The sequence below is a fragment of the Pirellulales bacterium genome, assembly GCA_036499395.1.
Taxonomy (GTDB): Bacteria; Planctomycetota; Planctomycetia; order Pirellulales; family JACPPG01; genus JACPPG01.
In genome coordinates this window covers 18053-41806 of record DASYDW010000024.1, presented here as the reverse complement: position 1 = coordinate 41806, position 23754 = coordinate 18053, and the positions used below count along the sequence as shown (strand labels likewise).

Below are 23754 nucleotides of genomic sequence, written 5' to 3'. Positions count from 1 at the left end.
CGGCGGATCTGCTTTTTTGCACTCATACGTGAAAGCCGAAAGCCATGGGCGCACGCCGCTTCAACAAACCTGGTGGTGGCCAGCAGCGGCAAATCAAAGCCGGAACCGCCTATTACGAGCTGCAGGCCAAGGATGCGGGCTTCACGGCCGCTGCGAGAAGCGCCGGCAACACGCTCAAGAGCCTCGGAGCCGCAATCGCCACGGTGGGAGCGAAGGTGGGGGCCCTCGGTGCCCTGATTACCGCTCCCCTCACCGCGGCCGCGAAGCTCTTCAAGGACTTCACGACCGAAACGGCCACGATGGCCAAGAAGCTCGACGTCTCGATCGAGAGCATGTCAGCGCTGGCCTACGCCGCCGAGCGGGCGGGCACTTCGATGCAGGCGTTGGGGACAGACGCCGAGGCCTGGGCCAAGGTTATCGAGAAAGTCGGCGGCGCCGAGGAGATGCAAAAGCTGATGGTGCGCGCACGCGAGCTCGGCGCGGTATTGCGCGATGAAGACGCGGCAGCGGCCGAAGCGTATCGCATCGCTCTCGTCGATCTGCGAGCCGTGCTGCGCGGCATCACCAATACCATTGGTGCCACCGTGGCGCCGATCTTGGTCGAGATGGCGAACCGCACGCTCGACATAACGAAGAATGTTGCCGAATGGGTCCGGGGCAATAAGGAGCTGATCGCTAGCGCTTTCCGCGTGGGGAAGACGGTCGCAGCCGTGGGAGCTGCGTTAACCGTTGCCGGTACGGGGCTCGCCGGTGTCGGCACCGTGCTTGGTATCGCCGCGGCCGGCTTCACGGTGATGGTAGGAGCCGTCACGGCACTTCTGTCGCCCGTCGGCCTGGCGGCCGCGGCGATCGCGGGACTCGCCGGCTATCTGATCTATACGCGCGGCGTGGGAGCGACCGCGATCAGTGCTTTGACCGAGGCGTTCGGGCGTTTGAAAGATACCGCGGTTGAAACCTTCAGCGGCATTTCCGATGCACTTTCCGCTGGTGATTTAAAGCTTGGGGCCCAGATTCTCTGGGCGACCCTCAAGGGCGAATGGCTGCGAGGAACGGCAGTACTCGACGACCTTTGGCAACAATCGCAGCAGTCTTTCTCAGAGGCCTTTGAGCGCGTGGCCGAGAAGTTCGCCGTGGCGTGGGAGGGCCTGCGCGGCATGTTCGCGGCAGTCGCGGATGAAATCAAGTCTACGATGACTGCGGCCGCGGCTGCCATGCAAGGAGCGTTCGAAGACGCCAGCAAGGTCATCGGAAAGGCTCTTTGGAACGTGTTCTATGTGATTGGCGAAATCGACGCGAGGATCCGACGCGCCGTCGGTCAGTTGAAGAGTGCTGGGCAGTTCTTCGGCCTCATCAATGACGATCGCAAAAACAGCCGCGGCGGAAATATCGTCGGCGGTCCGGTCAGCCCGCTTCGGGGTGCCGCATGGATCGGCGGCAAGATCATGAGCGGCATCTTCCGCGATCAGCCGTATAAGGCGCCGCCGCCTGGCCCGAAACGACAATACTCTCCGACGCGCGTCACCAAGATCGACGGCGTGCCAGTCGATGGCAGCGCGCCGGCGCCGGAACCGCCCGCGCAGAAAACGGAAGCTCCGCCCATTCAAATGCCGAACCTTAGGAGCATTGTTTCCGCCGCGATCGCGGCGGCCGCGGCCGTTGCGGCGCAGGCGTCCGTTGGGATCAATCGCGAGGACGTCAAGAAACGAATCGCCGACGCCGATGCCGAGCGAGAGAGGTTGTTGGCCGAAGCAGCCGCGGGGCGCAAAGAAAAAGCACGGCAAGCGTTAGGCGCGCTCTCGATTCCCGATTTTGGAGGATCGTTGGAGCGAAGCGTCAGCGGTACTTTTAACGGCGCCGTCGCTGCGCAGGCCCTCGGATCCGGTGGCGGCATCCTAAACCGCATCGCGAACGGGGTAGAGCGTTGGCAATTGCAGGGCGAGAGAATCGTCAACGCTGTAGACAAGATCCCCGGCACGCCCCAGTTTTGAGGCGAGTCATTTCCGGGGAAATATCCGATGCCGCGTGCCGCTTTCGGCGCGTCTCGGCCGACCGTTGCGGCTCGGCAGGTAACGCCTGGGATTTCCTTGGCGCACGCACAATAGGCACTCGCCGTCGACGAGCTCGACGTTATGGCCACAGCCCGTGCACCACACTACCGGGCCGAAGTCGCAAATCTGGACGCGCTCCGCCACGACAAAATCCGGCCTCTTGCCGCTGGCGATTGCCGAAATCGTCGAGCGGCCCACGCCGGTGATGATCGCGATGCGGCGCCTCGAAAGGTTTCTCGCCCGCAGCAGGGCTCGCACTTCCTCGACCTTCGATTGCGGGATCATGGGCCGATTCTGACGTCGTCGCGGCGTTTGAGGCAATTCCGGAAGTCCCTCCGAGTTGCAAGCATCGCCCCCCGCGATGTACGATACGGGCCGTGAAAGTCCTCGGCGGTCGATCAACCGCCAACATGATCAGCGTGAAACTCATGATCAGAATCAAGAGTCCCGGCCCGTTACGCTTGCGCGTCAGCCAAGGCGATTTCGGTCGCTCAAGGCCCGCAAGGCGGTCTGATCACCGCCTCACGGCGAGTGTACGGGCCGGGACTTCTGCTTGCGCGAATCTCTTCGCGGGAGGTTGCAGCATGGCGCCTGAGAAAAGTCGCCCGGAACCTTGGGAATGGCATCGAAAACCGAAGGGGTGCTACCACGATTCGGCATGCTGGATTTGTGGCCTGACGGCTAGGCGCGCAGGCGCTGAACATCGAGCGGTACGAGAGGAGGAAGGCCTTCGGGCGAGGTATCTTGTTCGCAAGGCCGGCGAAACCATCCACGTGATGCCACCGGGAAGGCAAATCGTCCGATCGAGTGGTCCTACCGAGCGCGTGCGGAAGCTGCTCTGCCGCGTCGCCGTGCTGAGTGCCGACGGCAAAACCACCGCAGCCATAGCCGACGAGCTTGGCTATAGCTGTGCGGCCGTCAACGACTGGATGTCGACGCATCGGGATCTATATGAGGCATTGCGATCTAAGGCGAACATGGCCATCGCCGAAATCGTGCTGTCGATCGCCGGTACGCAACGAATGTTCGAAGATCTCGAAGGGCACCTCCGGCGCGGCGAGGTGGCAACGAACTGGGCGAGGCAGACCGGACGGACTTTGGCTCGATCGAGCGCTGAGCCTACGCTAAGCAGTTTCTATCGCGACTGGTACCTCCCGGTTCGGCTTCACAGCGTCGATCCTAAAACCGTCGAGGGATACCGCAAGTCAATCGATTACTGGATCGTGATCACCGGCGATCCACCCCTCAGGTCCATCGAAGCGACCACTCTTGCGAAGTTCTTAACTGCGCTTCAGCGAGGGAAATTCTCGCCAACGACGGTGGCCAAGCATGTAAAGACAGTTAACAGCATCCTCGGCAAAGCGGAGCCTCCAACCTTTCGCAATCGGGACGCGGCAGGCATTCTTGCGGGTCCAGCGCCCTTTATCAGGCCTCCGAGCCTTCCTGAGCCGGATCCACAAGTTGTCGACGAGGCGGACATCGTCGCTGTCTATCATGCTGCGGTCTCGTTCTACGGCCCCCGCGTCCCTGGCATCGAGTCGTCGGCCTGGTGGCAAGCCCTCATTGTGACGGCTCTATATACGGGGTTACGAAGAGGTTCGCTTCTCGGACAAAAAATGGCCGACTGGGATTCGAGCCGTGGTCTGCTTTTCCCGTCAAAAATGAAAAGGAAAAAGAAGCTCGCGATTGAGTTGCCCGAGGTCGTTACGGCGCACCTCGAGAGAATACGAACACACCGCGAAAATCTTTTTCCCTGGCCGCATCATCTTTCGTACTTCCACACTCGATTCGAAAGGCTTCGGCACGCGGCTGGCATCCCCCAGGAACGGGCCTTCGGACTTCACGGGTTGCGACGAACGTTCGCGACGAACCTTTTCGAAATCAATCCTGGCGCTGCGCAGATGGCGCTAGGGCATAATTCAATTCGTACGACAGTTGCGCATTACGTTCGCGGCCAAGGCGTAGTGAAAAAAGCGGTCGACAAGATGCGCGTCATCGATGCGTTCCGCAAATCAGGTTGAGAGTTCTGCGACGAGCGGCGTGCCGCGTTGCTTATGACGGAACCGGCCCCGGTGAAAACGCGCGGCACGCCGTCTTTTTTCCATGCATGCAAAGGGACTTGAAAATTCTTATTACTCTTGGTAATTGTGAGGGTGCTGAAAGAGACAGCTCCTGGTGGGGACGAGGAGAAACAACGTCCCCCTCTGCAAAAAAGTTGGCGCCTCTGCGTCGCGAGGAATGGCGACGCGCCGGGAAATATCGGACACCCGGCTCGAAGAAAAACGAACGCCCGCGCTCACAAGGATGTGGGCCGCGCACCAACTATCTCTGTCAGGAGTTTCCGTCATGCCCCTCCCTAAGGGCGAGGTTCGCATCACGCTGTCGCAGGCAGCGCAAGTCGTACCTAACGAGCCCACAGCAACCACGCTTTGGAATTGGCAGGAATATGGCCTTCGCGGCATTCGCCTCGAGGTCGAGCGCGTTGGCACGCGGATCAGCACTAGCGAGAAAGCGGTCAAACGCTTTCTCAAGCTCGTGTCTGATCGCGTTGAAGCTGATCGTAAGCAGGTTCGCGCCCGACGCGAGAAGCGATCGACCTCCCGCGTCGCATCCTAACTCCGCCTGCCAACATCATAAAAAGCGAACGAGCCGGAGCACCCGCGAAAGTGCCGGCTCGCGCTTGGAGAAATTTCATGCGCAATTCTATCGACCATTCCGTCCCCCGCAATGGAGGATCGGACCAATGGTAGGTCTTCCCACGTCTCCGCTTCCCGAACTGCTGACGCAGACCGAAGCCGCGAAGCTTCTCAATTGCAGCGATCGGCACGTTTACAACCTCTTCAGACGCGGCAAGCTCGCACGGCACTACGTCGGCGCCTGTGTTCGCTACAAACGTTCAGACATCCTCGCGTTGATTGAAGACGGCAGGAAGGAGGCGAACGCCGATGGCCGCGATATCTACTCGACGCAACGGTAGCTGGGTCGTAACGCTTCGAGGCGGTGCGTCTGGCGCTAACCGTCGTACTATCAGCCTCGGCAAGCGAAATATCACCAAAAGCTCCGCACGCGCGTTTTGCGATCTTGTGACGGCAATTGAAGTTTCCGCCCGGGGAGGTGGCCTCGATGCAAAATACGAGATGCGTCTCCGAGGATTGCCCGACGATCTTCACGCGAAGCTCGCAGTTGTTGGCCTCGTCAATCCACGCGAGCCATCGACGCTCGGAAGGTTTTTGGTAAGGCTTGTGCGTAAGGCGCCGACCAAAAGCGTCCGCAAATATCGCGACGCGGCTGCAATTTTGGCGTCATATTTCGGCGCGCGAAAGCGGATGGCCGACGTTTGTAAAGAAGACGTGCTTGAGCTACGTCGTTACCTTCTTCGCGATGCAGAACAGCGGCGTGGTTCCGGGCGCAAGGGATATGCCGAACCATATGTGAACCGCCTTTGCGGTTACGGACGGCAGTTCTGGAAGAAGGCGCAAGAGGCGGCCGTCGTAATCGACAATCCGTTTCTTGGCCGGGACATTCCGAAAAAGGTCGACGGCGATCCTAGCAAAAAAGCTACGATCGACGAGCATCTGACAGGCAAGATCCTCGAAGCTCTGCGCGATCGTGAGTGGCGAGTGTTCTTTTGTTTGTTTCGCTACCTAGGGCTTCGCGGTCCCTCGGAGATATTCAGCCTTAAATGGGAGGACGTGCTTTGGTCTGATCGAATCGTTGTCATTCGCGATCCCAAGCGCGAGATCCATGGCGCTGGCAAAGGCGAGCGCAGGCCGCCGCTCTTTAAGGAACTGCTCAACGAATTGGATTTGTTGCGCCGCGATCGCAACCCGGCACCGACCGACAGGATCATTACTCGCTGTACGACGTCAACAACGAACTGCTGGACGCAATTCTTCAAGGTTCTGGCGCGTTCCGGAGTCGAAGAGTGGAAGCAGCCGGCGAAGTCACTGCGATCTACGCGAGCCACGGAGCTGCGTGCTCAAGGAAACCCCGACCACGTCGTCAACGCGTGGCTTGGGCATAGTGAACGCGTATTCCGAGAGCATTACGGCCAGGTCACAAAGCGTGATTACGACCTGGCCCTTGGGGCCGGTGCGCTGCGCAAAGCGCATGCGCACACGTTGGAAAGCAGTGGAACGGGCCGCGACGGCGATTCCGGCGAACCGCAAAACGCCCGAGAATTCCAGGGCGTTCCACCCGGTGCGCATGGCGACCGAGGGGCAAAGTGGGCGATGAGGGACTCGAACCCCCGACATCCACGGTGTAAGCGTGGCGCTCTAACCAACTGAGCTAATCGCCCGAACGTGTGGCTCACACGAATCGTAGTGCGAGCGCCGCGAGGGTGTCAATGCGGTGGCCGTCGTGCGGGCGTGGTGTTTAGATCGAGAACGCGATGCCTGGATCGCGCGGCTGGTGCCTGCGGGGGGCGGGGCCTAGAATGTCGGGTCGCTGTGAACGCGCGATTCTGTTTTGCTGGCCATCGCTCGTGTTTGCAGACGTACAGGCGGCTCATATTCACGGCCGGAGGCGTGACGTTGCTGCAAATTCTGCTGGTCCTGGTGCTGGCATTCCACCTGCTGGCCGCGAACCTGGCCGGGGCCGCCCCATTGGTCTGCGTCTGGCTGGACGCGCGCGAAGCCCGCAGGTCGGACCCGCTGGCCGGCGAACTGGGGCGCTATCTCTTGCGACAATCGCTCATCTGGCTAACGGCGGCGTTGGCTTTGGGGGGCGTGACGCTGCTGTTGGTTTGGCTCACGGCGTGGGAGCCCTTTTATGGGACGGCCAGCCGGCTGCCGGCCGGGCGTTTCTGGTGGGCGGCGCCGGAACTGGGGGTCTACTACCTGTGCGTTGCGCTGTATCTGAAATGGTGGCCTGCACAAACACCCGCGACGCGCGGACGCATGCGAGCGCGTCGCGTCATGGGAATATTCGCCGCGACGAACCTGCTCTATCATTTTCCGCTGCTCTTCACGGTGATCGGCGTCTATTCCACCCGGCCGGCCCCGGCGGACGAGGCGCTCGTTTTTCGCCACGCCATGCTCGATGCCGAAGTGTTTTCGCAGTTCGTTCATCACATGCTCGCCTCGTTTGCCGTGGTGGGGGTGGGCATCATAGGTTTCGCACTGCGCCTGTCGCGCCGGCATCAGACGGCCCCGGATGTCGAGCGGATGGCCACCTGGGGAGGCCGGCTGGCGCTCGTGCCCACGGTGTCGCAATTGTTCGTGGGGCTTTACGTCTTGCTCGAGCTGCCTGACCGTGCGCGAGACAATCTGCTGGGGGGCGATAGCCTGGGCACGCTGTTGTTTGGCGTCTCGCTAGTCGGCGCGATCGTGCTGATGCACCGGTTGGCGAGTGTCGCCTTCGGCGAGACCGAACGGCGCAATTTGATTAGCGCGATGGCACTATTAGTGCTTGTTGTCGTGGCGATGGTTGGCACGCGGCAGCGGGCGAGAAATGACAAGTTCTCGGCGATGTCGGCGCCGCCGGCCCGTATTTACGCCGCAACCTGCCACCCGGGCCTGAACACGATTCGATTTTGACGCACATACATACTGAGTGACTGACAACAAGGATGCCCTCATGTCTGACATCATCACGCTGCACGACGCCACCACGGGCGCCACGGCAAAAATCGCCCCGCAGCGCGGCTTCAACTGCTTCAGCTATCAACCTGTGGTGGGGGGCGAGGCGAACGAGGTTCTATGGACCGCCGCCGACTTCGTAGCCGGAGGCGGCAAGGGATCGCACAGTGGCATCCCGATCTTGTTTCCCTTTCCCGGGCGTTTGCGCGGTACCAGCTTCACGTTCGAAGGGCGCTCGTTCCCACTCGAAGCCGGCGACGGCATCGGCAATACGATTCACGGCTTCGTGATCGATCGGCCGTGGCGGCTCGTCGAGCAGACTGGCACGATGGCCGTCGGAGAGTTTCAGGCCTCGACCGATGGTCCGGAAATACTCGCGCATTGGCCGGCCGATTTTCGGATCGCGGTCGTTTACGAATTAGTCGGCCACGCGCTGACCAGCGAGGTGAGGATCGAGAACACGGGCGATGCTCCCTTGCCATTTGGATTCGGCACGCATCCTTATTTCCGCGTGCCGCTGGGGGCCAAGGGAGCGGCCGACGACTGCGTCGTGACCGTGCCCGCGGCGCAATATTGGGAGCTGTCGAAAATGCTGCCCACCGGGCGGAAGTTGCCCGCCACCGGCCCGCACGGGCTGGCGCAAGGGCTGCAATTCGCCGAAACTCGGTTGGACGACGTTTTTACGGATCTGACCTTCACGGCCGGCCGCGCCGTGACGACCATTGCCGATCCGCACAATCACCGCACGCTGGAGATGACCTTCGACGAGCAGTGTCGCGAATGTGTCGTTTACAATCCGCCGCATCGTCAGGCAATTTGCATCGAGCCGTATACCTGCGTGCCGGACGCCTACGAGTTGGCCGAGCATGACGCGGAGACTGGCCTGCGCGTACTGGCGCCAGGTGAGGTCTTTTCGACGCGGATCGATATTCGCGTGCGGGGATAGTGCGATCGCCGATCGGCCGGCCGGCCCAGTCGGCCAGCCAGCTCAGTCGGCCATGTCTTCCGCCGGAGGCTCGGGCAGCCAAAAGGATGCGATCAAGCCGACTGCGTAGACGCTAAAGCCAACGGCGGCGGCCGTGTACGCCATTTTCGTCGGGTCCGAACTTCCGGGGATGAGCGAAGTTGTGGCGAGCGTGCTAGTGATCCAGGCGAACGAAGTGCCGATCATGCGGCCGCCGATGTTGGCGGCGAAGCTTTCGCCTGTGCCGCGCAAATGCACCGGATAGACGCGCGGCAAGTAATTACCCCAAAAGCTGAACTGCGCCACGGTAAGGAATCCAGCAACGAAAATGCCGACGTAGAGCAGTTGCAAGCTCTGCACGCCGGCTACAGCAAACACCAGCGGCATGACGATCAGCCCGGGCACCTGGAACAAGCGGATCAGCGTTCGGCGACTGACGATGCGCACAGCCAGTACGGCCAGTACAAATCGCCCGACGAGGCCGCCGACCTCTTGCACCTTGGTAACATCGGCAGCCGTGGCTTGCTCGATCTTTGCCTGCTCGGGTTTTTTCTTTCCTTCGGTTTTCTGTTGAACGTCAGGCAGGCCAGGCACGATCTGTGGAATCTGTTGGATGGCGCCGAAGGCGGCCCCATAGCTGCAGGCGAACATCAGCGTGGTGACGATCGTCGTATGCCGCAGCGCCGGCGAGAAAAGTTCGGCGATGTTGGGGCGCTTCAGCGTGCCGGCGGCACGCTTTTGTGCCCAAATCGGGCTTTCGGGCAAGAATGGCCGGATCACGATCAGTGGTATCGCCGGGATCAAGCCGGACATCAACGTATAGCGCCATGCCTCGTGCTGATGCTTGGGGTCGATACTGCCCAGGAGCGAGGTCAGAAACTCAGGCATGGCGATGGCGGGCAGGTTTCCTGAATACTCGATGGCCAACGAGTTGGCCCCGGCGACGAGCAACCCGCCGATCGACGAAAAGAACTGCGTGTAGCCCAGCACTCGTTCGCGTTGCTTAGGTTCAGGAAAAAGCTCGGCCAGCCAGGCGACGGCCGCCACGAATTCCACGCACACACCGACGAAGGTCGTGCAGCGGAAGAAAAGCAGCATCGGCATCGACGTGGCAAAGCCGGCGGCAAATGCTGAGAAGGCGTACAGCAGAATGCTCCACGTCAGCACGGCACGCCGGCCCAATCGATCCGTGAGGTAGCCCCCCAACAAGCCGAATACACCCCCGACGAAAGCGGGCACAAAGAACAACATGCCTCGCCAATGGGCGAAAGCTTCACTTCCGGGCGTGATACCCATCTCCTGCAGAGCCGGCCGCAAGATCAACGGCAGCATCAACAGTTCATAAATGTCGAAGGCAAAGCCGATCGAGGCGATGACGCAGATCAGCCATTGAACCGTGGTCAGACGCCCAGGCGAAGAGGAGGTAGCGGACATCAAGTTCTCGCTGCGTCGTGGTCAGAGGGGGGGACAAGCCGAAGGCGGGGCGCCACCTTTCCTGGTCCAAAAGCTGCGCAATGAGCGCGGCCACGGCCCAAAAAAAGTTGCAAGAGGATCATAAGTCGACCGCCGGCGCCTGGCAAGTCGAGGCCGCGCGGGAACGGGTGGCAGGACAAATGAGCTACCGATGGGTGGTTGCTCACGGCAACCGGATTGGCCCTATCAAGGCCGTGAAGATCACGCGTGATCCGCTTCCGCGACCAGACCGGTTTCGGTGATGAGCGCGTCTTCCTGATAACTTGCGTAGTCGGTGTTCACGGCCCACAGGTCGTGACGACGATTTTCGAGCAGATTTTCGGCAGCCAGTACGCCCATCAGGATGCTGTGATCCTGGCTGTTGTACTTGAACGATCCGTACCGGCCGATGGGCGTGATGCCGGAAAAGGTCTGCAAGTACGAGACGACGCGCTCGACATGCTCGCGATAGCCGCGGGCGTAGACGGGATAGCAGCGCGGAATGCGCACCACGTGCCCAGCCAACACTTTCGCATCGGCCATCAAGCCGGTGGTGCGCAGCTCGGCTTCGGCATCGGCGATGATCTTCTCGTCCGGCTGGGTCCACAACGCATCCTGCTCGTAGCACCAGTACTCGGCGGCCAGAATCGTCGTATTGTGCTCGCCGTAGAGTTCGGGGACCCAATTGCGAAAATTGGTTAACCGCCCCATCTTCAAATTGTCGGAATGGATGTAGACCCACTGATCCGGGAACAGGTCTACCGCGTCGACGTGCAGATAGACAAGCACCGTGTTGCGAAACTTCAGGCTTTCGATCGAAGTGCGGACATCGTCGGGAATATCGCCCAAGCCGCGCACCAGCAGCGTCAGCGGCATGGTCGAAATCACGTGATCGCATGTATCGAGCCGACCGTCGACCTGCTCCACACCGCGCACGTGACGATCCTCATGCACGACGCGCCGCACGGGCGAGCCCAGATGAATCTCGCCCCCCAGCGAACGGACGCGTTCGGCCATCCGTTCGTAGACCGAGCCGGTTCCGGCCGTGGGATACGCGAAACGGTCGACGAGCGTGTGATGCGCGCTCTGCTTACGTGGCAAGAGAGCGCTCTTGATGGCCTCGCCGAGCGAAAACTTCTTGATCCGCTGCGCGGCGAAATCGGCGTCCAACTGCTGGCACGAAATGCCCCACAGCTTTTCGCTGTAGGACTTGAAGAACATGTTGAACAAGCGCCGCCCGAACCGGTTGACGACCCAGGACTCGAACGAGCGGTCGCGCTCGGGGTCGCAGGTGGGGGCGATACGCTCGCGGAGGTAGCTGATTAAGCATTGCCCGGCGTTAACGACGCCCATGTTTGTCAAGGCGTTGACCGGGCGCAGAGGATAATGGAAAAACCGGCCGCGATAATGGATGCGGGTCAGCCGGTCGACCATGCGGTAGTCGCGGCCGACGACGTCGAGCCATAGCCGATTGACGCGCGCGTCCATGCTGAAGAAACGATGCGGCCCCAGGTCGACGCGTTGCCCCCACAAGTCGAAGGAGCGCGCCAGTCCGCCGATGAGGTCGCCGGCCTCATAGACCGCAACCTGGGCGCCTCCTTGAGCCAGGCGCATGGCGGCCGTTATGCCCGCCGGGCCGGCTCCGATCACCGCGACTCGCATGTGGTGCCGCTCTCCCGCTGCCACGGCCGCGCCGTCGCCGCCTGGTGTTACGCGCTACGTAAGATTGAAGATCGAAAGATGCGTCGCGCTTCGAGGTGGAATCCCTTCGCGAACTCCCCCCGCGCAGGTACAGAAGCGCTGCCGCCCCCGAAGAGACGTGCTCGAGCCGCGGACGCTGTCGGCTCCTGTTCCGGACTACCTTATCATAGCCTTGGTATGGGCCGAGTCACGCCCTGGTCGGTAATCCGTCGGCAGCCGAGGTAAGACAGGGAAATAGTGCTGTCGTAGACCGGGGTTGAAGGCGCTCGTATGATCGCGAAAATCGATCGAATCCCGCCTGTTGCGCCTGTATAAGGAGAAGTAACCGCGGATCTGGTTACTGTGCGGGGCGACTTCACCTCGCGGCGGATTTCTGGCCTAAACTTGTACACTTTCAACGCTTATGAGGGTTGTCCCGGCCGTCGTGCGGTCATCGGGAAGCGCCTCGCTACGAATTCATAACTCCTGATTGACGCTCGACGAGATGACGACCGCGGAACCAACGATTAATCAGCCGAGCGCACGAGCGCCGCAGTCGGATCTCGATTGGAAGTCTGCGCTCGGGAGCGCGCTCGCCGGCCTAATCGGCGCGTTGGTTTTGGCCGCGTCGATCTGGGCAGTTTATGGGCGCGTGGTCCACTCGCCTTTGATCTACGACGATTACACGACGTTGGACGAGAATCCATCGATCCGGCAGTTGTGGCCGATCTGGAATTTCTCGGGCGAAGCGAGCCCTTTGCGTCCCTCGCCAGAAACGCCGGTCGCGGCGCGGCCGCTCGTGAATTTCACGCTGGCCATCAATCGTCATTTGAGCGGATTGGATCCGGCCGGCTATCGAGTGACGAACATTGCGATCCATTTCGTAGCGGCGCTCATTCTGTGGGCACTGGTACGGCGGACGCTGCGGCTCGATTTTTTCCGAGGACGCTTTGACGGCGTGGCCGGGATACTGGGGTTCCTGTCGGCCCTGATCTGGGCGTTGCATCCGCTCAATACCGAGAGCATTGCCTACATCACGCAGCGCACTGAGTCGCAAATGGGGCTGTGCTACCTGGTGACGATGTACGCGTCGTTGCGTTATTGGACGGGCCAAAGCAAGCTGGCTCGCGCTGGCTGGCTGGTGTTGGCGGCAATCTTTTGCCAGTTCGGAGCGCTGAGCAAGGAGATGATGGCTTCGCTGCCGGCCGTGGCGTTATTGTACGAGCGGACATTTATTGCCGGATCGTTCTGGCAATCGCTGCGACGGTCGTGGCCGTTATACATCGGGTTAGCGCTCGAGTGGTTGCCACTGGTATTGATCAACCACAACGGGCCGCGCACGCCGAGCGCCGGTTTTCATCTGGGGCTGCCGGCCTACATCTGGTGGTACACGCAGGCCGAGGTCTTGCTGCTGTATTTGAAATTGACGTTCTGGCCCTGGCCGCTGTTGTTGCACTACGAGATTCCGTACAAGGAAACGCTGCAAATTGCCTGGCCGTGGGTGCTGCCGGTGGCGCTGTTGGGGCTGGGGACCTTGTACCTGGTTTGGCGTCGCACGAGTGCCGGATTTGTTGCCGCCACGGTGTGGGCCGCCTTGTCGCCGACGCTCGTCGTACCGCTGGTCGGCGAGATCGTGGCCGAACGGCGGATGTACGTTCCCCTGGCCGCGATCGTGCCTTTGTTCGTAGCCGGCGGATATGCGCTAGCGCGCCGTTTGACGGGACGCAACGCGGCGAATGATGGCGCGGTTGTTGAAACGCGCCGGCCGCTGGTCATGACGCTGGCCGGCTGCGCGGTCTTGGCCGTGGTGTTCATGCTGGTCGGCAGCGCACGTCTGACGATGTATGCCGATGAGATTCTGCTGCTCGAGGACAACGTGGCTCGGCAGCCCGACGACTTTTTTATGTTGATCAACTTGGGCGTAACGCTTGCCAAGGCGAACCGTCCGCAAGATGCCATTCCGCATTTCGCGCACGCCTCGGAGTTGTATCGCGACGGGCTGATCTTGAACTACAAGATCATTCCCGATTCGCACAAGCTGTATTACAACTGGGCTCATGCTTACCAGGACATGGGGCAACCGGACGAGGCGATCAAGTATTATCGCGAGGCGATGAAGATTCGGCCCGACTATCCTCAAACGCGCTATAACCTCGGGTTGATGCTGCAGGAGGATCGGCTATACGCCGAAGCGCTGGAGCAGTACGAGGAAACGCTGCGTCTTAAACCTGCGTTCGGCGCGGCGCACTGCAACCTTGGGGCGCTATTGGCCGCGGCCGGGCAATTCGAGGAGGCCATTCCCCATCTGGAGCAAGGCACGCAACTGGATCCCGATCCGGGAACGTTCGTTAACCTGGTCGATGCCTATTCCAAGGTGGGGCGCCGCGACGACGCCATCAAAGCGGCCGAATCGGCGATCCGCCTGGCACGCGAGCAGAATCACAACGACCTGGCCGACGATATCGAGGAATGGTTGAAGAGATTCCGGCCCCCACCAACAAAGTAGGCGCCTGGCCGTGCAGCAAGTGATGCGAATTTCACGGTATAGCGTTAATTAGGCACCTGCCGGCACCTGCCGTTCTCATGCCTGTGAAACAGGTGGCTGCGCTTCAGGTATCGTTGTCGGTGGTCGGCCCGCCGTGCTCGTCGAGCCAATCTTCGTCGGGGGATTCTGACCCGCGCTCGCCGGCCGCGCCTGCCCTTTCCCAGACTTGCAAGGCGCCGTCGGCGAAGCCCTGTACGAATGCGCCGTCGCGCAACAGGCTGGGGGCCAATGTCGCTTTGAACGTGACCGCCGTTTGCCAGAAACCACTGATCTCGCGCGGCGTGCCCGAGGTTTCAGGAAGCAAGATTTTGACCAACCGCTGGAAGGCCGGGCGTTCGGCTTCTTGATTGAGAAACCAGGCTTGCCAGTCGGCGGCCGATTTTCCTTCGCGTAAGGCTTGCAGATTGCGCAGCTCGCCGTCAATGCTCCCGGCATGGTTGGCCCAGTGTTTGCCAGAACTCTTTCCGTCCTCGTAGGCACTCATGAAAATCCTTCGAATTCGCAGTTTCTGTCAGCGAAACAGTCGCCGGTAGTTTCGAGATATTTGGGAAGTTGTTCGCGGGGAGTCGTTGGTCTGCGGCCAGTAATTTTGCCGCGAAAAAAATCGCGACTTCGCTGTACCGGCCAATTATCATGGCCGCCAGGGTCTAGATTTAGGCAACGTGAGATGCAACCTATCGAACATGGCGGATTTCGCAAGTCGTACTTTGTTTTTAAGCACTTTTTACTGACGTTCGTGGCCGCGGTCACGGCTTGGCACTCGGTGGCCGCGACCGGCAAGGCCCAGATTCTGTACACGGGCGTAAATCTGTCCGGCGCCGAGTTCGGCGCCACGCCCACGCCCGGCCATACGGGCACGGTCGGCACCGATTACACGTATCCCACGGATCAGGAAATCGATTATTTCCTGAGCGAGGGGATGAACACGATTCGGCTGCCGTTTCGCTGGGAGCGTTTGCAGCCGACGCCCGATGCACCGTTTAACAGCGCCGAGTTCGCACGGCTGAACAGCGTTGTGCAGTACGCCACGAGTCATGGCGCGACGGTCATTCTCGACCCGCACAATTACGGCCGATACTACCCGGATCCCAACAACTCGCAGGGTTCGGCACAGGGGCTGATCGGCAGCGCCGTTCCCGACTCGGAGTTCGACGACCTGTGGTCGCGACTGGCCGCCGACTACAAGAACAATTCGCACGTCGCGTTTGGCCTGATGAACGAGCCCAACTCGATGCCCACCGAGCAGTGGGTCACGGCCGCTAATAGCGCGATCGCGGCCATTCGCTCGACCGGCGCGAGCAACATGGTACTGGTGCCCGGCAACGCCTGGACCGGTGCCAGCAGTTGGGACCAGAACTGGTATGGCACCCCCAACGCTACCGCGATGTTGAACATCAAGGATCCGGGCAATAACTTCGCAATCGAGGTCCATCAGTATCTGGACAGCGACGGCTCGGGCACATCGTCAACGATCGCCAATAACGATCCGAATATCGGCGTCGAGCGATTGACCGATTTCACACAATGGCTCGAAGCTAATCATCTGCGCGGGTTTCTGGGAGAGTTCGCTGCGGCGAATTCGACGATGGGCGCCGGCCAGATCGGCAACCAGGCGATCAACAATATGTTGAACTACATGCAAGCCAACAGCAGCGCTTGGCTCGGCTGGACGTGGTGGGCCGCCGGGCCGTGGTGGGGAAACTACAGTTTCACGCTCGAGCCGAAGGATCTGGGCGCGGCGAATCAGTCCGATCAGCCGGCAATGTCGGTGCTCGCGCCGCATGCAGTGGGTGTTCATGCCGACGGAGACGTGAACATGGACGGGATCGTGAATGCGGAAGATCTCGCACTGGTTGCAAGTAACTGGCTGCATTCAGGGGCCGGTTTAGCGGTTGACGCCAATCGTGACGGCATCGTGAACGGTCAGGACATAGCCCTGATTTCGTCGCAATTCCTGCAAACCGGCAGCGGCTTTCAATCCAGCAGCGCTGCGTTGAGTGTGCCGGAGCCGGAGGCACTTTCGCTCATAGTCATGGCGGGAATTCTCGGAAGTTGGCTTGTTCGGTACCGATTTGCGCGACGAACGTATCCTTTGCCGTCGGTGTCCAGAACAGGATACCGATCGAACGTGTAGTTATAATGATCCTTGTTTAACGAGTTCCGCGCACCTAGGGAGTACAAGAAACGATGAGAGGGGCAGTCGTCGTCGTTGTTTTTTTAACAGTATGGCGAGTGGCGGTGGCGTCGGCAGCCGTTTTACCCATCAGTCCGATCATCACCGATCCGGCATCAGGGCATCGCTTTCAGTTGCTCTCCAACGCCACATGGGCTGACTCCGAAGCCGAGGCGGTCGCGCTCGGCGGGCATCTGGCCACGATCGATAGCCAGGAAACGCAGGATTTCGTTCTCAGCACTTTTGGTGCTTATAGCGGATTTCAGCACATCTTATGGATCGGCCTCTATGATCCGACGCAGCAGACCAATCCGACCGATCCGGCGGCCAACTACGTGTGGGTCGATGGCTCGCCGATCACATACACGAATTGGGATCCTGGTGAGCCGAACAATGCCTTCGGTACGGAGTTCTGGGTCGCCATGTATTATCCGAACTATCACAACCCGGGAGCCTGGAACGACTGGTCTGTCCAAAAGACCGACCCGATTGGCATCCCGTTTTACGGCGTCGTCCAATATGTTCCTGAACCTTCCACATTATTGCTGGCCGCAGTCGGGCTCATAGGCTTTGCTGCCTGGCGAAGACGGTGGCACCGCTTGGGCCGATGATGGAACGGCAGGGAATGGAATTCGAACGACGATTCGGCATGCAACGCGTCCTTGCCGCGGTGACAGTTTCGACTTGCTGGTTGTGCTATTGCGCATTTGCCGCTGCCCAGGAACCGAATACCACGCCGCTGACCGAGGCGCAGCGCGCCGTGATGACGATTCCGACCAAGATCGCGGGCACCTACCGCGGCGGTGAATTGGTTGAGCTTCGCGTGGGCGATCGCATCGCCTACCTGGTCAAGCCCACGGGAAAGACTGACGCGCAGAAGCGTTGGCTGTGGGAATTTCCATTCTGGCTGGGAATCAACGACGGGTTTGGCAATTTGCAGCATCGCAATTATGCCGAGCGGGCGCTGGCCGCGGGGTTTCATATCGCGGGGGTAGATGTCGGGCCCTCGTGCGCGAGTCCCGCCGCGGCCAACGTCTGTCAAGAATTTTATAAGCAACTAGTTGCCGAACACGGCCTATCGCCGCGGGCGCGAATCATGGGGCAGAGTCACGGCGGATTGATCGCCTACGGCTGGGCGTTTCGCAATCCGACGTGTGTCGAACGGATCGTCGGAATCTGTCCGGCCACGGATTTTCGCAGTTGGCCCGGCCTGGCGAATACGATCAATTTTCCGGCCAAGGGACTGGGGTACGATCTGACACTCGCAGAACTGGAAAGTCGAACGGCAGAATTCAACCCGATCGATAATCTGGCACCGCTCTCCAAAGCGGGCGTGAAGATTCTGCACATCCACGGCGACCGAGACACACTGGTCCCCATGAGCGACAACTCGACGGAACTGGCCCGCCGGTACCGTGAACTCGGCGGCACGGCAACCATTGTCGTTCTCGAGGGGCTAGGGCATGGCGGCCAGGAGCTGTATCAATCGGAACCGCTCGTGAACTTTCTCTTAGGCGAATGAATTTTTCCGCGAATGCGCGTTGCCGGATTGATGCGCCGCGCTGAGGTCGATGAGACGGCCATACGATCCTGTCACTCGAACGGCAATTGCACACAATCGGGCCGCCGGTTAGCGTGACGGGATGAATGTCACCTGCCCGAATTGCAAGAAGCCTACGCACGCCGGCGAGGATCCGGTGCATGGGCGAACCATCGAATGTGGCCGGTGCGGGCACCGCTTTGCCGTCGATGATGGTAGTATAACGTCCGCCCGAGAGCGGTCCGTATCGGAAGATAGTCCGGCTGCTGTCCGCGCCGTGCCGCGTCAGTGGCTCGTTGCCTTAGCCTTGGCGGCGTGTATCGTGCCGCTGGCCTTTTCGGTTTATGCCGACCCGATCTGGGAAGATTCGTTCATCACGCTGCGGCACAGCGAGAACTTCCTGCGCGGCGAGGGGCTCGTTTTCCATCCGGGCGAGCGCATCCACGGGTTTACCTCGCCGATTAACGTGTTGCTGTTGGCTCTCGCGAGCTTCGTCACTGGCCAGTCGTCGTTCGTATTTACGATCTGGCTCTACCGATTGATGTGTATCGCGGCGTTCGCCGGCGGGGTTGCGTTGGTCGTCCGGCGGCTGTGGCACGAAACCCCGGCGCATCCGCTGGTCTGCGCCGGAGCATTTGCGCTGCTGTATATCTTTGATCTCAAGGCGGTTTCGTTCACGGCCAACGGCATGGAAACAGCCTTCATGTTGCTGTTTCTCGCCGGCGCCGTTTCTCTGCTGTTGCAGGATGACCCTCAGCCTTGGCTGGCGCGCGGACTGTACTGGGCAGGGCTGATGTGGAGCCGTCCGGACGGCTGCATTTACATCGGGGCGCTGGCGATCGCGGACCTAACCTACCGATCCGAATCACGGTACGAACTGCTGAAGTCGCTGTGCAAAAGCGGCCTGGTTTGCGCGGTTGTCTATCTGCCGTGGTTCGCCGGAGCGTGGTGGTATTACGGCACGCCGGTTCCCCATACCGTGATCGCGAAAAGTCGTGTCGAAATTGGCCCGGCGACGTTTGCGATCTATGCGCTGGAGAATTTCTTCTTGCGCTTTAACGACATCATCGACTTGACGTATCAGCCGATTTACGGCTGGTTCGAGTGCCTGTCGTTCAACGATCGATTCGCGGCGTGGCTGCTGAACTTGCTTTCGCGCTCCGCCGGACTCTTCAGCGTCATGTATTGGCTGTTTCCGGTCAAAGATCGATTGGGGCGGGCTGCTTCGTTCTCGTTCTTGCTCGTCACGCTGTACTTCACGATGATGATGATTTATGTCTGGCCCTGGTACATTCCGCCCGCCGCACTGCTGAGCATGGTCGCGCTGTGCCGGGGGATCGTCACATTGTCGGACGCGGCGCTGCGCCGCGCGGAACGGCCAACCGCCAGCCGGCTGCATCCGGTCGCTGCGACGGTCCTCGTGGCATTCATTGCCGGCCAGGTCGTGATGTGCGGCTGGAACGCCATTCATACGCGCATTCGGCAAACCGAAATCGAAATGGGAAACCGTTTTGAAATCGGCATGTGGTTACGTGAGCACGGCCGGCCCGACGAATCGGTCTACCTGGAACCGCTGGGTTATATCGGCTACTTCAGCGGCATGCGGATGATCGATTGGCCGGGGCTGGTTGCCCCGCAGGTTGTCGAACTGCGGCGTGAGCGCGAATTGGACCAGTTGGGAATGATCTTCGCGATCCATCCGGATTGGGTCGTGCTGCGTAACACCGAATACGACGAACTCGGCCAGCGGCTGGAGCCGTTCCTCGAGGAGTATTCCCTGGAAATGATTTTCGACGTCTCCGAGAACCTGCGCGCTTACGGTTATCGGCCCTCGCGGCTGTTTATGGACGCTCGCTTTGGGGTATTCCGCCGGCGCGACCTGCGCCCGAGCGATTTTCCGAGTTGAAGGTCCGCTGCCAGCGGTAGCGCCGTCGTTGGTCGGCGACCATCATTCTGCCGCCGTCTGGAACGGCGCGATTAGCTAATGAGTCGCGTCCCGATCTGAAGTGATGTAGTCGTGCGTTGGCTGAGCTGGGCGCGACATCATTTCAAGCTTCCGCCGCAGGGCTGTCGCCAGTGCCATGACGTAGGGCTCGGTGAGGATGCTCGAATGCCCGCCGGGTATCACCTCGACGTCGACTCGGCCCGAGGCATAACGCCCCCAGCCCAAATCGTGCCGCGGAAGTTGGATTAAAGGCCAGGTGCGGGCACGAAACAGTGACACTCGTCCGCCATACACTCCCGGTTGATAGCGCAGGTAAGCATCGAAGAGTATGGGAATCAATCGACGGCTGCGTTCGTTGAGCTTGTCGACTTCGAAAAAATCCTCGGTCGCGGGGCGGACCGCGGAACGGCTGTCCCACACCATCCGGGCGGTGAGTAGCTTCCGAATGCGCCGTATCCGTTGGCGAACCTTGCGACGCAAGGGGAAGCCGCGCCAGTCGGTCAACATGCCGATCAGCCAACGGGGAAAATTCCAAATCGCGGCCGGCGTGGCAAGAAGCAATTCTCTGAGCGTTTGCGGTGGATGCCAGGCAGGCCCAACGTCGATGATCGCAAGTAGCGCCACCTCCTGTCCTCGGTCTCGCAACAGCCGCGCCATCTCGTAGGCGACAAGGCCGCCGAACGAAAAGCCGCCGAGGCAATAGGGCCCATCCGGCTGATGGTGGCATAAATCCTCCACACAGTCGGCGGCAATTTCTTGCAGGTGCTCGTAACGTTTGGGCTGGCTAGATGCCTCGCGCGGTTGAAAACCGTACACGGGCTGCGCCACCCCGAGATTGCGCACCAGCGCCTGATATTGCAGGCACTCGCCCCCGACCGAATAGCAGAGATACAGCGGACAACTGTTGCCCAGCGGTTGCAACGGCAAAAGGTTGCCCGGCTTGTGCGGGTTTGACGTCATTGCCCCATCACGCTTGCCCGTGGTTTGGAATTGCCGGCGCGATTTTCCGGGGCCGGAATCACTCAGATTCTTTTGCGTGGCCCCGCTTTATGATAGTCCGTTGGCGTCGTGCGTGCGGGAGAAATGGGTCGCGCGGCCGCGGCTTGCCGCTGCGGCGTTTTGCTTTAGACTGTTTGCTGCCGACCGTGGCGACGGGTACTCCCCGAAGAAGGGTGCCCGGTGTACAAACGTGTATTCGGGCTCTCGAGCCACGAACCCGAACCACGTCAATCCAGTCGGATATTTGCGATCTTTCGAGGCTGTAGCTCAGTCGGTAGAGCAACGGACTTTTAATCCGTAGGTCTTGGGTTCGAGTCCCAACAGCCTCATTTCCTAAACCTCTTCGCTGTAACCATCTTCGGCGCCGAGCGCCTCGGTCCGTTGAACGGCGGGCGGCCGGGCCCCCAGCAAGGCTCGCTTCGGACGGAAATACGCACCTGCCGTCTACTGGATCAGGCAGTAACCTTCAGTGCCGCGTCCAGTCGTTTACAGAAGATGTCGCAAATCTGTTCGTTGTGCGCGAGGGATAGGTAGAGCTTGGTGCCCATGGGGTTGATAAAGATCCCTTGGCGGAAAAGCTCGAGCATGACCTTGCGGCCTCGGGCCCGGTCCCCCTGCTGCGAAGAGCGATAGTCGGTGACCGGCCAGTTCGAGAAGATCATTTGTGCCAAGGGGCCGTCGCCGATCGTTTGGGCCTCGATGTCGTGACGCTGGAGGACGGCCAAAATCTGTTCGCGGAGATAACGCCCCAGCGCGTGCAGGCGGGGATAGACTCCCTCTTGCCGTAGAACAGACAGGGCCGCCCGCGCGGCCGTGGCGGAAATCGGATTGCCGCCGAGTGTCGACGCCATCCACACATAGTCGTCGCGACCAAGACGATCTTCGCGCACTAGGTCCATAACATCGCGCCGCCCGCCGAAGGCGCCAATCGGATAGCCGCCCCCCAGCGCCTTGCCATAACCCACCAGGTCCGGCACGACGCCGTAATACTCCTGCGCGCCGCCATAGGCCATTCGAAAACCGGTAACGACCTCGTCGAAGATCAATAACGCTTGATGTTGATTGCACAGTTGTCGCAGTCCCGCCAGAAACCCTGGCCGTGGCGGAACGCACCGCTGCAATGGCTCGACGATGATTGCCGCCAAGCGATGGGCCGATGCGGTAACGATTCGCGCGGTCTGCTCGAGGTCGTTGAACGGCGCGACCAGTACGCTGTCGGCGACCAGCGGCGCGATGCCCGCACTGGTGGGATCGGGATGCGGAAAGTTGGAAGCCGCGGTGGGAAACAGGCTTGTCACGCCTACTTCGTTGGCGCCGTGATAGGCTCCCTCGAATTTGAGGATCATCGGCCGCTTCGTGAAGGCCCGGGCCAGCCGCTGGCAATACATCGTGGCCTCGGTACCCGAGGCACAGAACCGCACAGAGTCACAGGCCGGACTCAGCCGCACCAGCTCTTCGGCCAACAGCAAAGACTCTTCGGTCACGTAGGCAAAGTTCGCTCCCAGCGGAGCGCGCTGCTGCACCGCGTCGACCACTTCAGGCCGGGCATGACCCACCAGCGCCGAACCCCATCCCAACGAAAAGTCATAGAAGTGCCGATCCTGATCGTCCCACAACTCACAGCCCTGGCCGCGGCGAATGACAATCGCCAGCTCCGGCGGCAAGTTGAACTCACCATTTGAGCCGGCAGGGAAAACCGCGGCCGCACGTGACGCCAATCGAGACATAGCTGCGAAGCTCCGAAATTGGGCCGATCGAAAAGGAGCGCCCGAAATAGTCGTTTAGTTTTGATTACTCGAGTCTGAGTGAGACGAAGTTGGCATTGCCTTGCAAGAACTTTGCGATGTCGTGGCCGAAACGCGGATCGAACATGGCGCTGATATGTCCTCGCCTTGGGTAGAGTACGAGTTGGGCACCGGGGATCCCTCGCGCCGTTGCTCGAAACTGGTCGGGCGAGAACGCGCCATCATTCTCACCACCGATAACCAGCGTCGGCGCTGTGATCTCTGCAAGGCGGTTATTCACGTCAAAGCCGCACTCGGCATGAATCGTGGCCAGCATATCAGCAGGATCGAGATTACGCTCCAGCCATTCGTCGAGCCAGATTGCCAAAACCATCGGCCAGCGAAACAGTGATCGGGCTAATATCGGAGCGAGAACCCGGGCACCACTTTTCCCCTGCTCGATCAAGCTGCCGTACAAAGCGAGCTGCTGGCGCCCCCAGTCGCCAAGAGAGCTCGCGGCGCAGGCGACGATGAGACGGCGGACAACCTTTGGATGGTCGACGGCAAGCTGCAGGGCAATCGCTCCGCCTGTCGATACGCCCATGATATCAACCGACTCGGCAAAACGACTGCGCAACGCATTGGTATGCATCGTCGCGAGATTAGGCATCGTCAGTCCGGGCGGCAAATCCCGAGGACGATGTACGAGATAGACTGTTCGTCCCGTTATGCGTGCCAACCCTCGGTAGGCCCGGGCACGACGTGCTGCCATTTGTGTCGTCAGTGGTCTTGAGTCACGCGACAGACCGGGGAACAGCACGAGTGGCGGTCCCGAACCGACGACGAGCAGCGATATGTTGCCTGGCAATTCTTCCACGACAAAGGGCGGCGGATCGGCTTGGGGAAATGATCCGCCGTAACTTTCTCTGGCGGACGTCGTCGAAGTCATCATCTTGCGAGTCAGTGGCTTTCAGGCGTCATCGTGGTCCGATTGCCCTAATGTAGCGAAAGTCCGCTGATCTATCAGACAGAGAGTTTCGTGGCATCGCTCATCGATTCCTAACATCGCTGTGCAAAGCTCTGGAAAAGAATCACCACAAGG

At 60.5% G+C, this 23754-nt stretch carries 18 protein-coding genes and 2 tRNA genes; 12 read left to right on the top strand and 8 right to left on the bottom strand.

Annotated features, from left to right (window positions below):
* Nucleotides 1-44: 44 nt before the first annotated feature.
* The 4 genes from VGN12_05285 (at nt 45) to VGN12_05270 (ending at nt 5025) form a co-directional block, all read left to right on the top strand.
* Nucleotides 45-1988, top strand: coding sequence for a hypothetical protein (locus VGN12_05285; GenBank protein ID HEY4308845.1), 1944 nt, complete (start codon nt 45-47; stop codon nt 1986-1988).
* A gap of 1283 nt (nt 1989-3271) precedes the next feature.
* Nucleotides 3272-4069: a tyrosine-type recombinase/integrase gene (locus VGN12_05280; protein ID HEY4308844.1), complete on the top strand. Its 798-nt coding sequence runs from the start codon at nt 3272-3274 to the stop codon at nt 4067-4069.
* Between the two features lie 325 nt (nt 4070-4394).
* Complete coding sequence (locus tag VGN12_05275) at nt 4395-4664, top strand: DUF1580 domain-containing protein (GenBank protein HEY4308843.1); 270 nt, start codon at nt 4395-4397, stop codon at nt 4662-4664.
* A gap of 127 nt (nt 4665-4791) precedes the next feature.
* Nucleotides 4792-5025: a helix-turn-helix domain-containing protein gene (locus VGN12_05270; protein HEY4308842.1), complete on the top strand. Its 234-nt coding sequence runs from the start codon at nt 4792-4794 to the stop codon at nt 5023-5025.
* A gap of 382 nt (nt 5026-5407) precedes the next feature.
* On the opposite strand, the gene VGN12_05265 is transcribed toward VGN12_05270, so the two are convergent.
* Together VGN12_05265 and VGN12_05260 are read right to left on the bottom strand one after the other, a co-directional pair.
* Nucleotides 5408-5623: a hypothetical protein gene (locus VGN12_05265; GenBank protein ID HEY4308841.1), complete on the bottom strand. Its 216-nt coding sequence runs from the start codon at nt 5621-5623 to the stop codon at nt 5408-5410.
* 651 nt (nt 5624-6274) lie between these two features.
* A tRNA-Val gene (locus VGN12_05260) sits at nt 6275-6348 on the bottom strand.
* 229 nt (nt 6349-6577) lie between these two features.
* Between VGN12_05260 and VGN12_05255 the strand changes: the two genes are divergently transcribed.
* On the top strand, nt 6578-7588 hold the full coding sequence (locus VGN12_05255; GenBank protein HEY4308840.1) for a hypothetical protein: 1011 nt from the start codon (nt 6578-6580) through the stop codon (nt 7586-7588).
* A gap of 40 nt (nt 7589-7628) precedes the next feature.
* The gene (locus VGN12_05250) at nt 7629-8576 is read left to right on the top strand and encodes an aldose 1-epimerase (protein ID HEY4308839.1); all 948 of its coding nucleotides are present in this window, start codon (nt 7629-7631) and stop codon (nt 8574-8576) included.
* A gap of 42 nt (nt 8577-8618) precedes the next feature.
* Here the strand turns inward: VGN12_05250 and VGN12_05245 are convergent, their stop codons facing one another.
* Nucleotides 8619-10028 (bottom strand): MFS transporter, encoded by a 1410-nt coding sequence (locus tag VGN12_05245; GenBank protein HEY4308838.1) that lies wholly within the window; start codon nt 10026-10028, stop codon nt 8619-8621.
* 240 nt (nt 10029-10268) lie between these two features.
* On the bottom strand, nt 10269-11708 hold the full coding sequence (locus VGN12_05240; protein HEY4308837.1) for an FAD-dependent oxidoreductase: 1440 nt from the start codon (nt 11706-11708) through the stop codon (nt 10269-10271).
* A gap of 523 nt (nt 11709-12231) precedes the next feature.
* Between VGN12_05240 and VGN12_05235 the strand changes: the two genes are divergently transcribed.
* Nucleotides 12232-14232, top strand: a complete 2001-nt coding sequence (locus tag VGN12_05235; protein ID HEY4308836.1) for a tetratricopeptide repeat protein — start codon at nt 12232-12234, stop codon at nt 14230-14232.
* 103 nt (nt 14233-14335) lie between these two features.
* On the opposite strand, the gene VGN12_05230 is transcribed toward VGN12_05235, so the two are convergent.
* Nucleotides 14336-14755 carry a hypothetical protein gene (locus tag VGN12_05230; GenBank protein ID HEY4308835.1) on the bottom strand — a complete coding sequence of 140 codons (420 nt, stop codon included), beginning with the start codon at nt 14753-14755 and terminating at the stop codon, nt 14336-14338.
* 183 nt (nt 14756-14938) lie between these two features.
* On the opposite strand from VGN12_05230, the gene VGN12_05225 reads away from it, so the two are divergent.
* The 4 genes from VGN12_05225 (at nt 14939) to VGN12_05210 (ending at nt 19890) form a co-directional block, all read left to right on the top strand.
* The gene (locus VGN12_05225; GenBank protein ID HEY4308834.1) at nt 14939-16405 is read left to right on the top strand and encodes a cellulase family glycosylhydrolase; all 1467 of its coding nucleotides are present in this window, start codon (nt 14939-14941) and stop codon (nt 16403-16405) included.
* Nucleotides 16406-16458: 53 nt separating this feature from the next.
* Nucleotides 16459-17055 (top strand): lectin-like protein, encoded by a 597-nt coding sequence (locus VGN12_05220; GenBank protein HEY4308833.1) that lies wholly within the window; start codon nt 16459-16461, stop codon nt 17053-17055.
* A 14-nt stretch (nt 17056-17069) separates the two neighbouring features.
* Nucleotides 17070-17966: a prolyl oligopeptidase family serine peptidase gene (locus VGN12_05215; protein HEY4308832.1), complete on the top strand. Its 897-nt coding sequence runs from the start codon at nt 17070-17072 to the stop codon at nt 17964-17966.
* 340 nt (nt 17967-18306) lie between these two features.
* Nucleotides 18307-19890 (top strand): hypothetical protein, encoded by a 1584-nt coding sequence (locus tag VGN12_05210; GenBank protein ID HEY4308831.1) that lies wholly within the window; start codon nt 18307-18309, stop codon nt 19888-19890.
* A 75-nt stretch (nt 19891-19965) separates the two neighbouring features.
* On the opposite strand, the gene VGN12_05205 is transcribed toward VGN12_05210, so the two are convergent.
* Nucleotides 19966-20889 carry a thioesterase domain-containing protein gene (locus VGN12_05205; GenBank protein ID HEY4308830.1) on the bottom strand — a complete coding sequence of 308 codons (924 nt, stop codon included), beginning with the start codon at nt 20887-20889 and terminating at the stop codon, nt 19966-19968.
* Between the two features lie 295 nt (nt 20890-21184).
* Here VGN12_05205 and VGN12_05200 point away from each other — a divergent pair.
* Nucleotides 21185-21257 (top strand) — tRNA-Lys (locus VGN12_05200).
* Nucleotides 21258-21380: 123 nt separating this feature from the next.
* On the opposite strand, the gene VGN12_05195 is transcribed toward VGN12_05200, so the two are convergent.
* Both VGN12_05195 and VGN12_05190 read right to left on the bottom strand, forming a co-directional pair.
* Complete coding sequence (locus tag VGN12_05195; protein HEY4308829.1) at nt 21381-22655, bottom strand: aminotransferase class III-fold pyridoxal phosphate-dependent enzyme; 1275 nt, start codon at nt 22653-22655, stop codon at nt 21381-21383.
* 64 nt (nt 22656-22719) lie between these two features.
* A complete protein-coding gene (locus VGN12_05190) occupies nt 22720-23604 on the bottom strand; it encodes an alpha/beta fold hydrolase (protein HEY4308828.1) in 885 nt (294 codons plus the stop codon).
* Between the last annotated feature and the right edge of the window lie 150 nt (nt 23605-23754).

Coding starts and splice junctions, on each gene's coding strand:
- VGN12_05270 (HEY4308842.1), top strand. CDS start 4,792: ATGGTAGGTCTTCCCACGTCTCCGCTTCCCGAACTGCTGACGCAGACC.
- VGN12_05285 (HEY4308845.1), top strand. CDS start 45: ATGGGCGCACGCCGCTTCAACAAACCTGGTGGTGGCCAGCAGCGGCAA.
- VGN12_05230 (HEY4308835.1), bottom strand. CDS start 14,755: ATGAGTGCCTACGAGGACGGAAAGAGTTCTGGCAAACACTGGGCCAAC.
- VGN12_05235 (HEY4308836.1), top strand. CDS start 12,232: ATGACGACCGCGGAACCAACGATTAATCAGCCGAGCGCACGAGCGCCG.
- VGN12_05195 (HEY4308829.1), bottom strand. CDS start 22,655: ATGTCTCGATTGGCGTCACGTGCGGCCGCGGTTTTCCCTGCCGGCTCA.
- VGN12_05190 (HEY4308828.1), bottom strand. CDS start 23,604: ATGATGACTTCGACGACGTCCGCCAGAGAAAGTTACGGCGGATCATTT.
- VGN12_05240 (HEY4308837.1), bottom strand. CDS start 11,708: ATGCGAGTCGCGGTGATCGGAGCCGGCCCGGCGGGCATAACGGCCGCC.
- VGN12_05245 (HEY4308838.1), bottom strand. CDS start 10,028: ATGTCCGCTACCTCCTCTTCGCCTGGGCGTCTGACCACGGTTCAATGG.
- VGN12_05205 (HEY4308830.1), bottom strand. CDS start 20,889: ATGACGTCAAACCCGCACAAGCCGGGCAACCTTTTGCCGTTGCAACCG.
- VGN12_05225 (HEY4308834.1), top strand. CDS start 14,939: ATGCAACCTATCGAACATGGCGGATTTCGCAAGTCGTACTTTGTTTTT.
- VGN12_05275 (HEY4308843.1), top strand. CDS start 4,395: ATGCCCCTCCCTAAGGGCGAGGTTCGCATCACGCTGTCGCAGGCAGCG.
- VGN12_05215 (HEY4308832.1), top strand. CDS start 17,070: ATGGAATTCGAACGACGATTCGGCATGCAACGCGTCCTTGCCGCGGTG.
- VGN12_05265 (HEY4308841.1), bottom strand. CDS start 5,623: ATGCTCGTCGATCGTAGCTTTTTTGCTAGGATCGCCGTCGACCTTTTT.
- VGN12_05220 (HEY4308833.1), top strand. CDS start 16,459: ATGAGAGGGGCAGTCGTCGTCGTTGTTTTTTTAACAGTATGGCGAGTG.
- VGN12_05250 (HEY4308839.1), top strand. CDS start 7,629: ATGTCTGACATCATCACGCTGCACGACGCCACCACGGGCGCCACGGCA.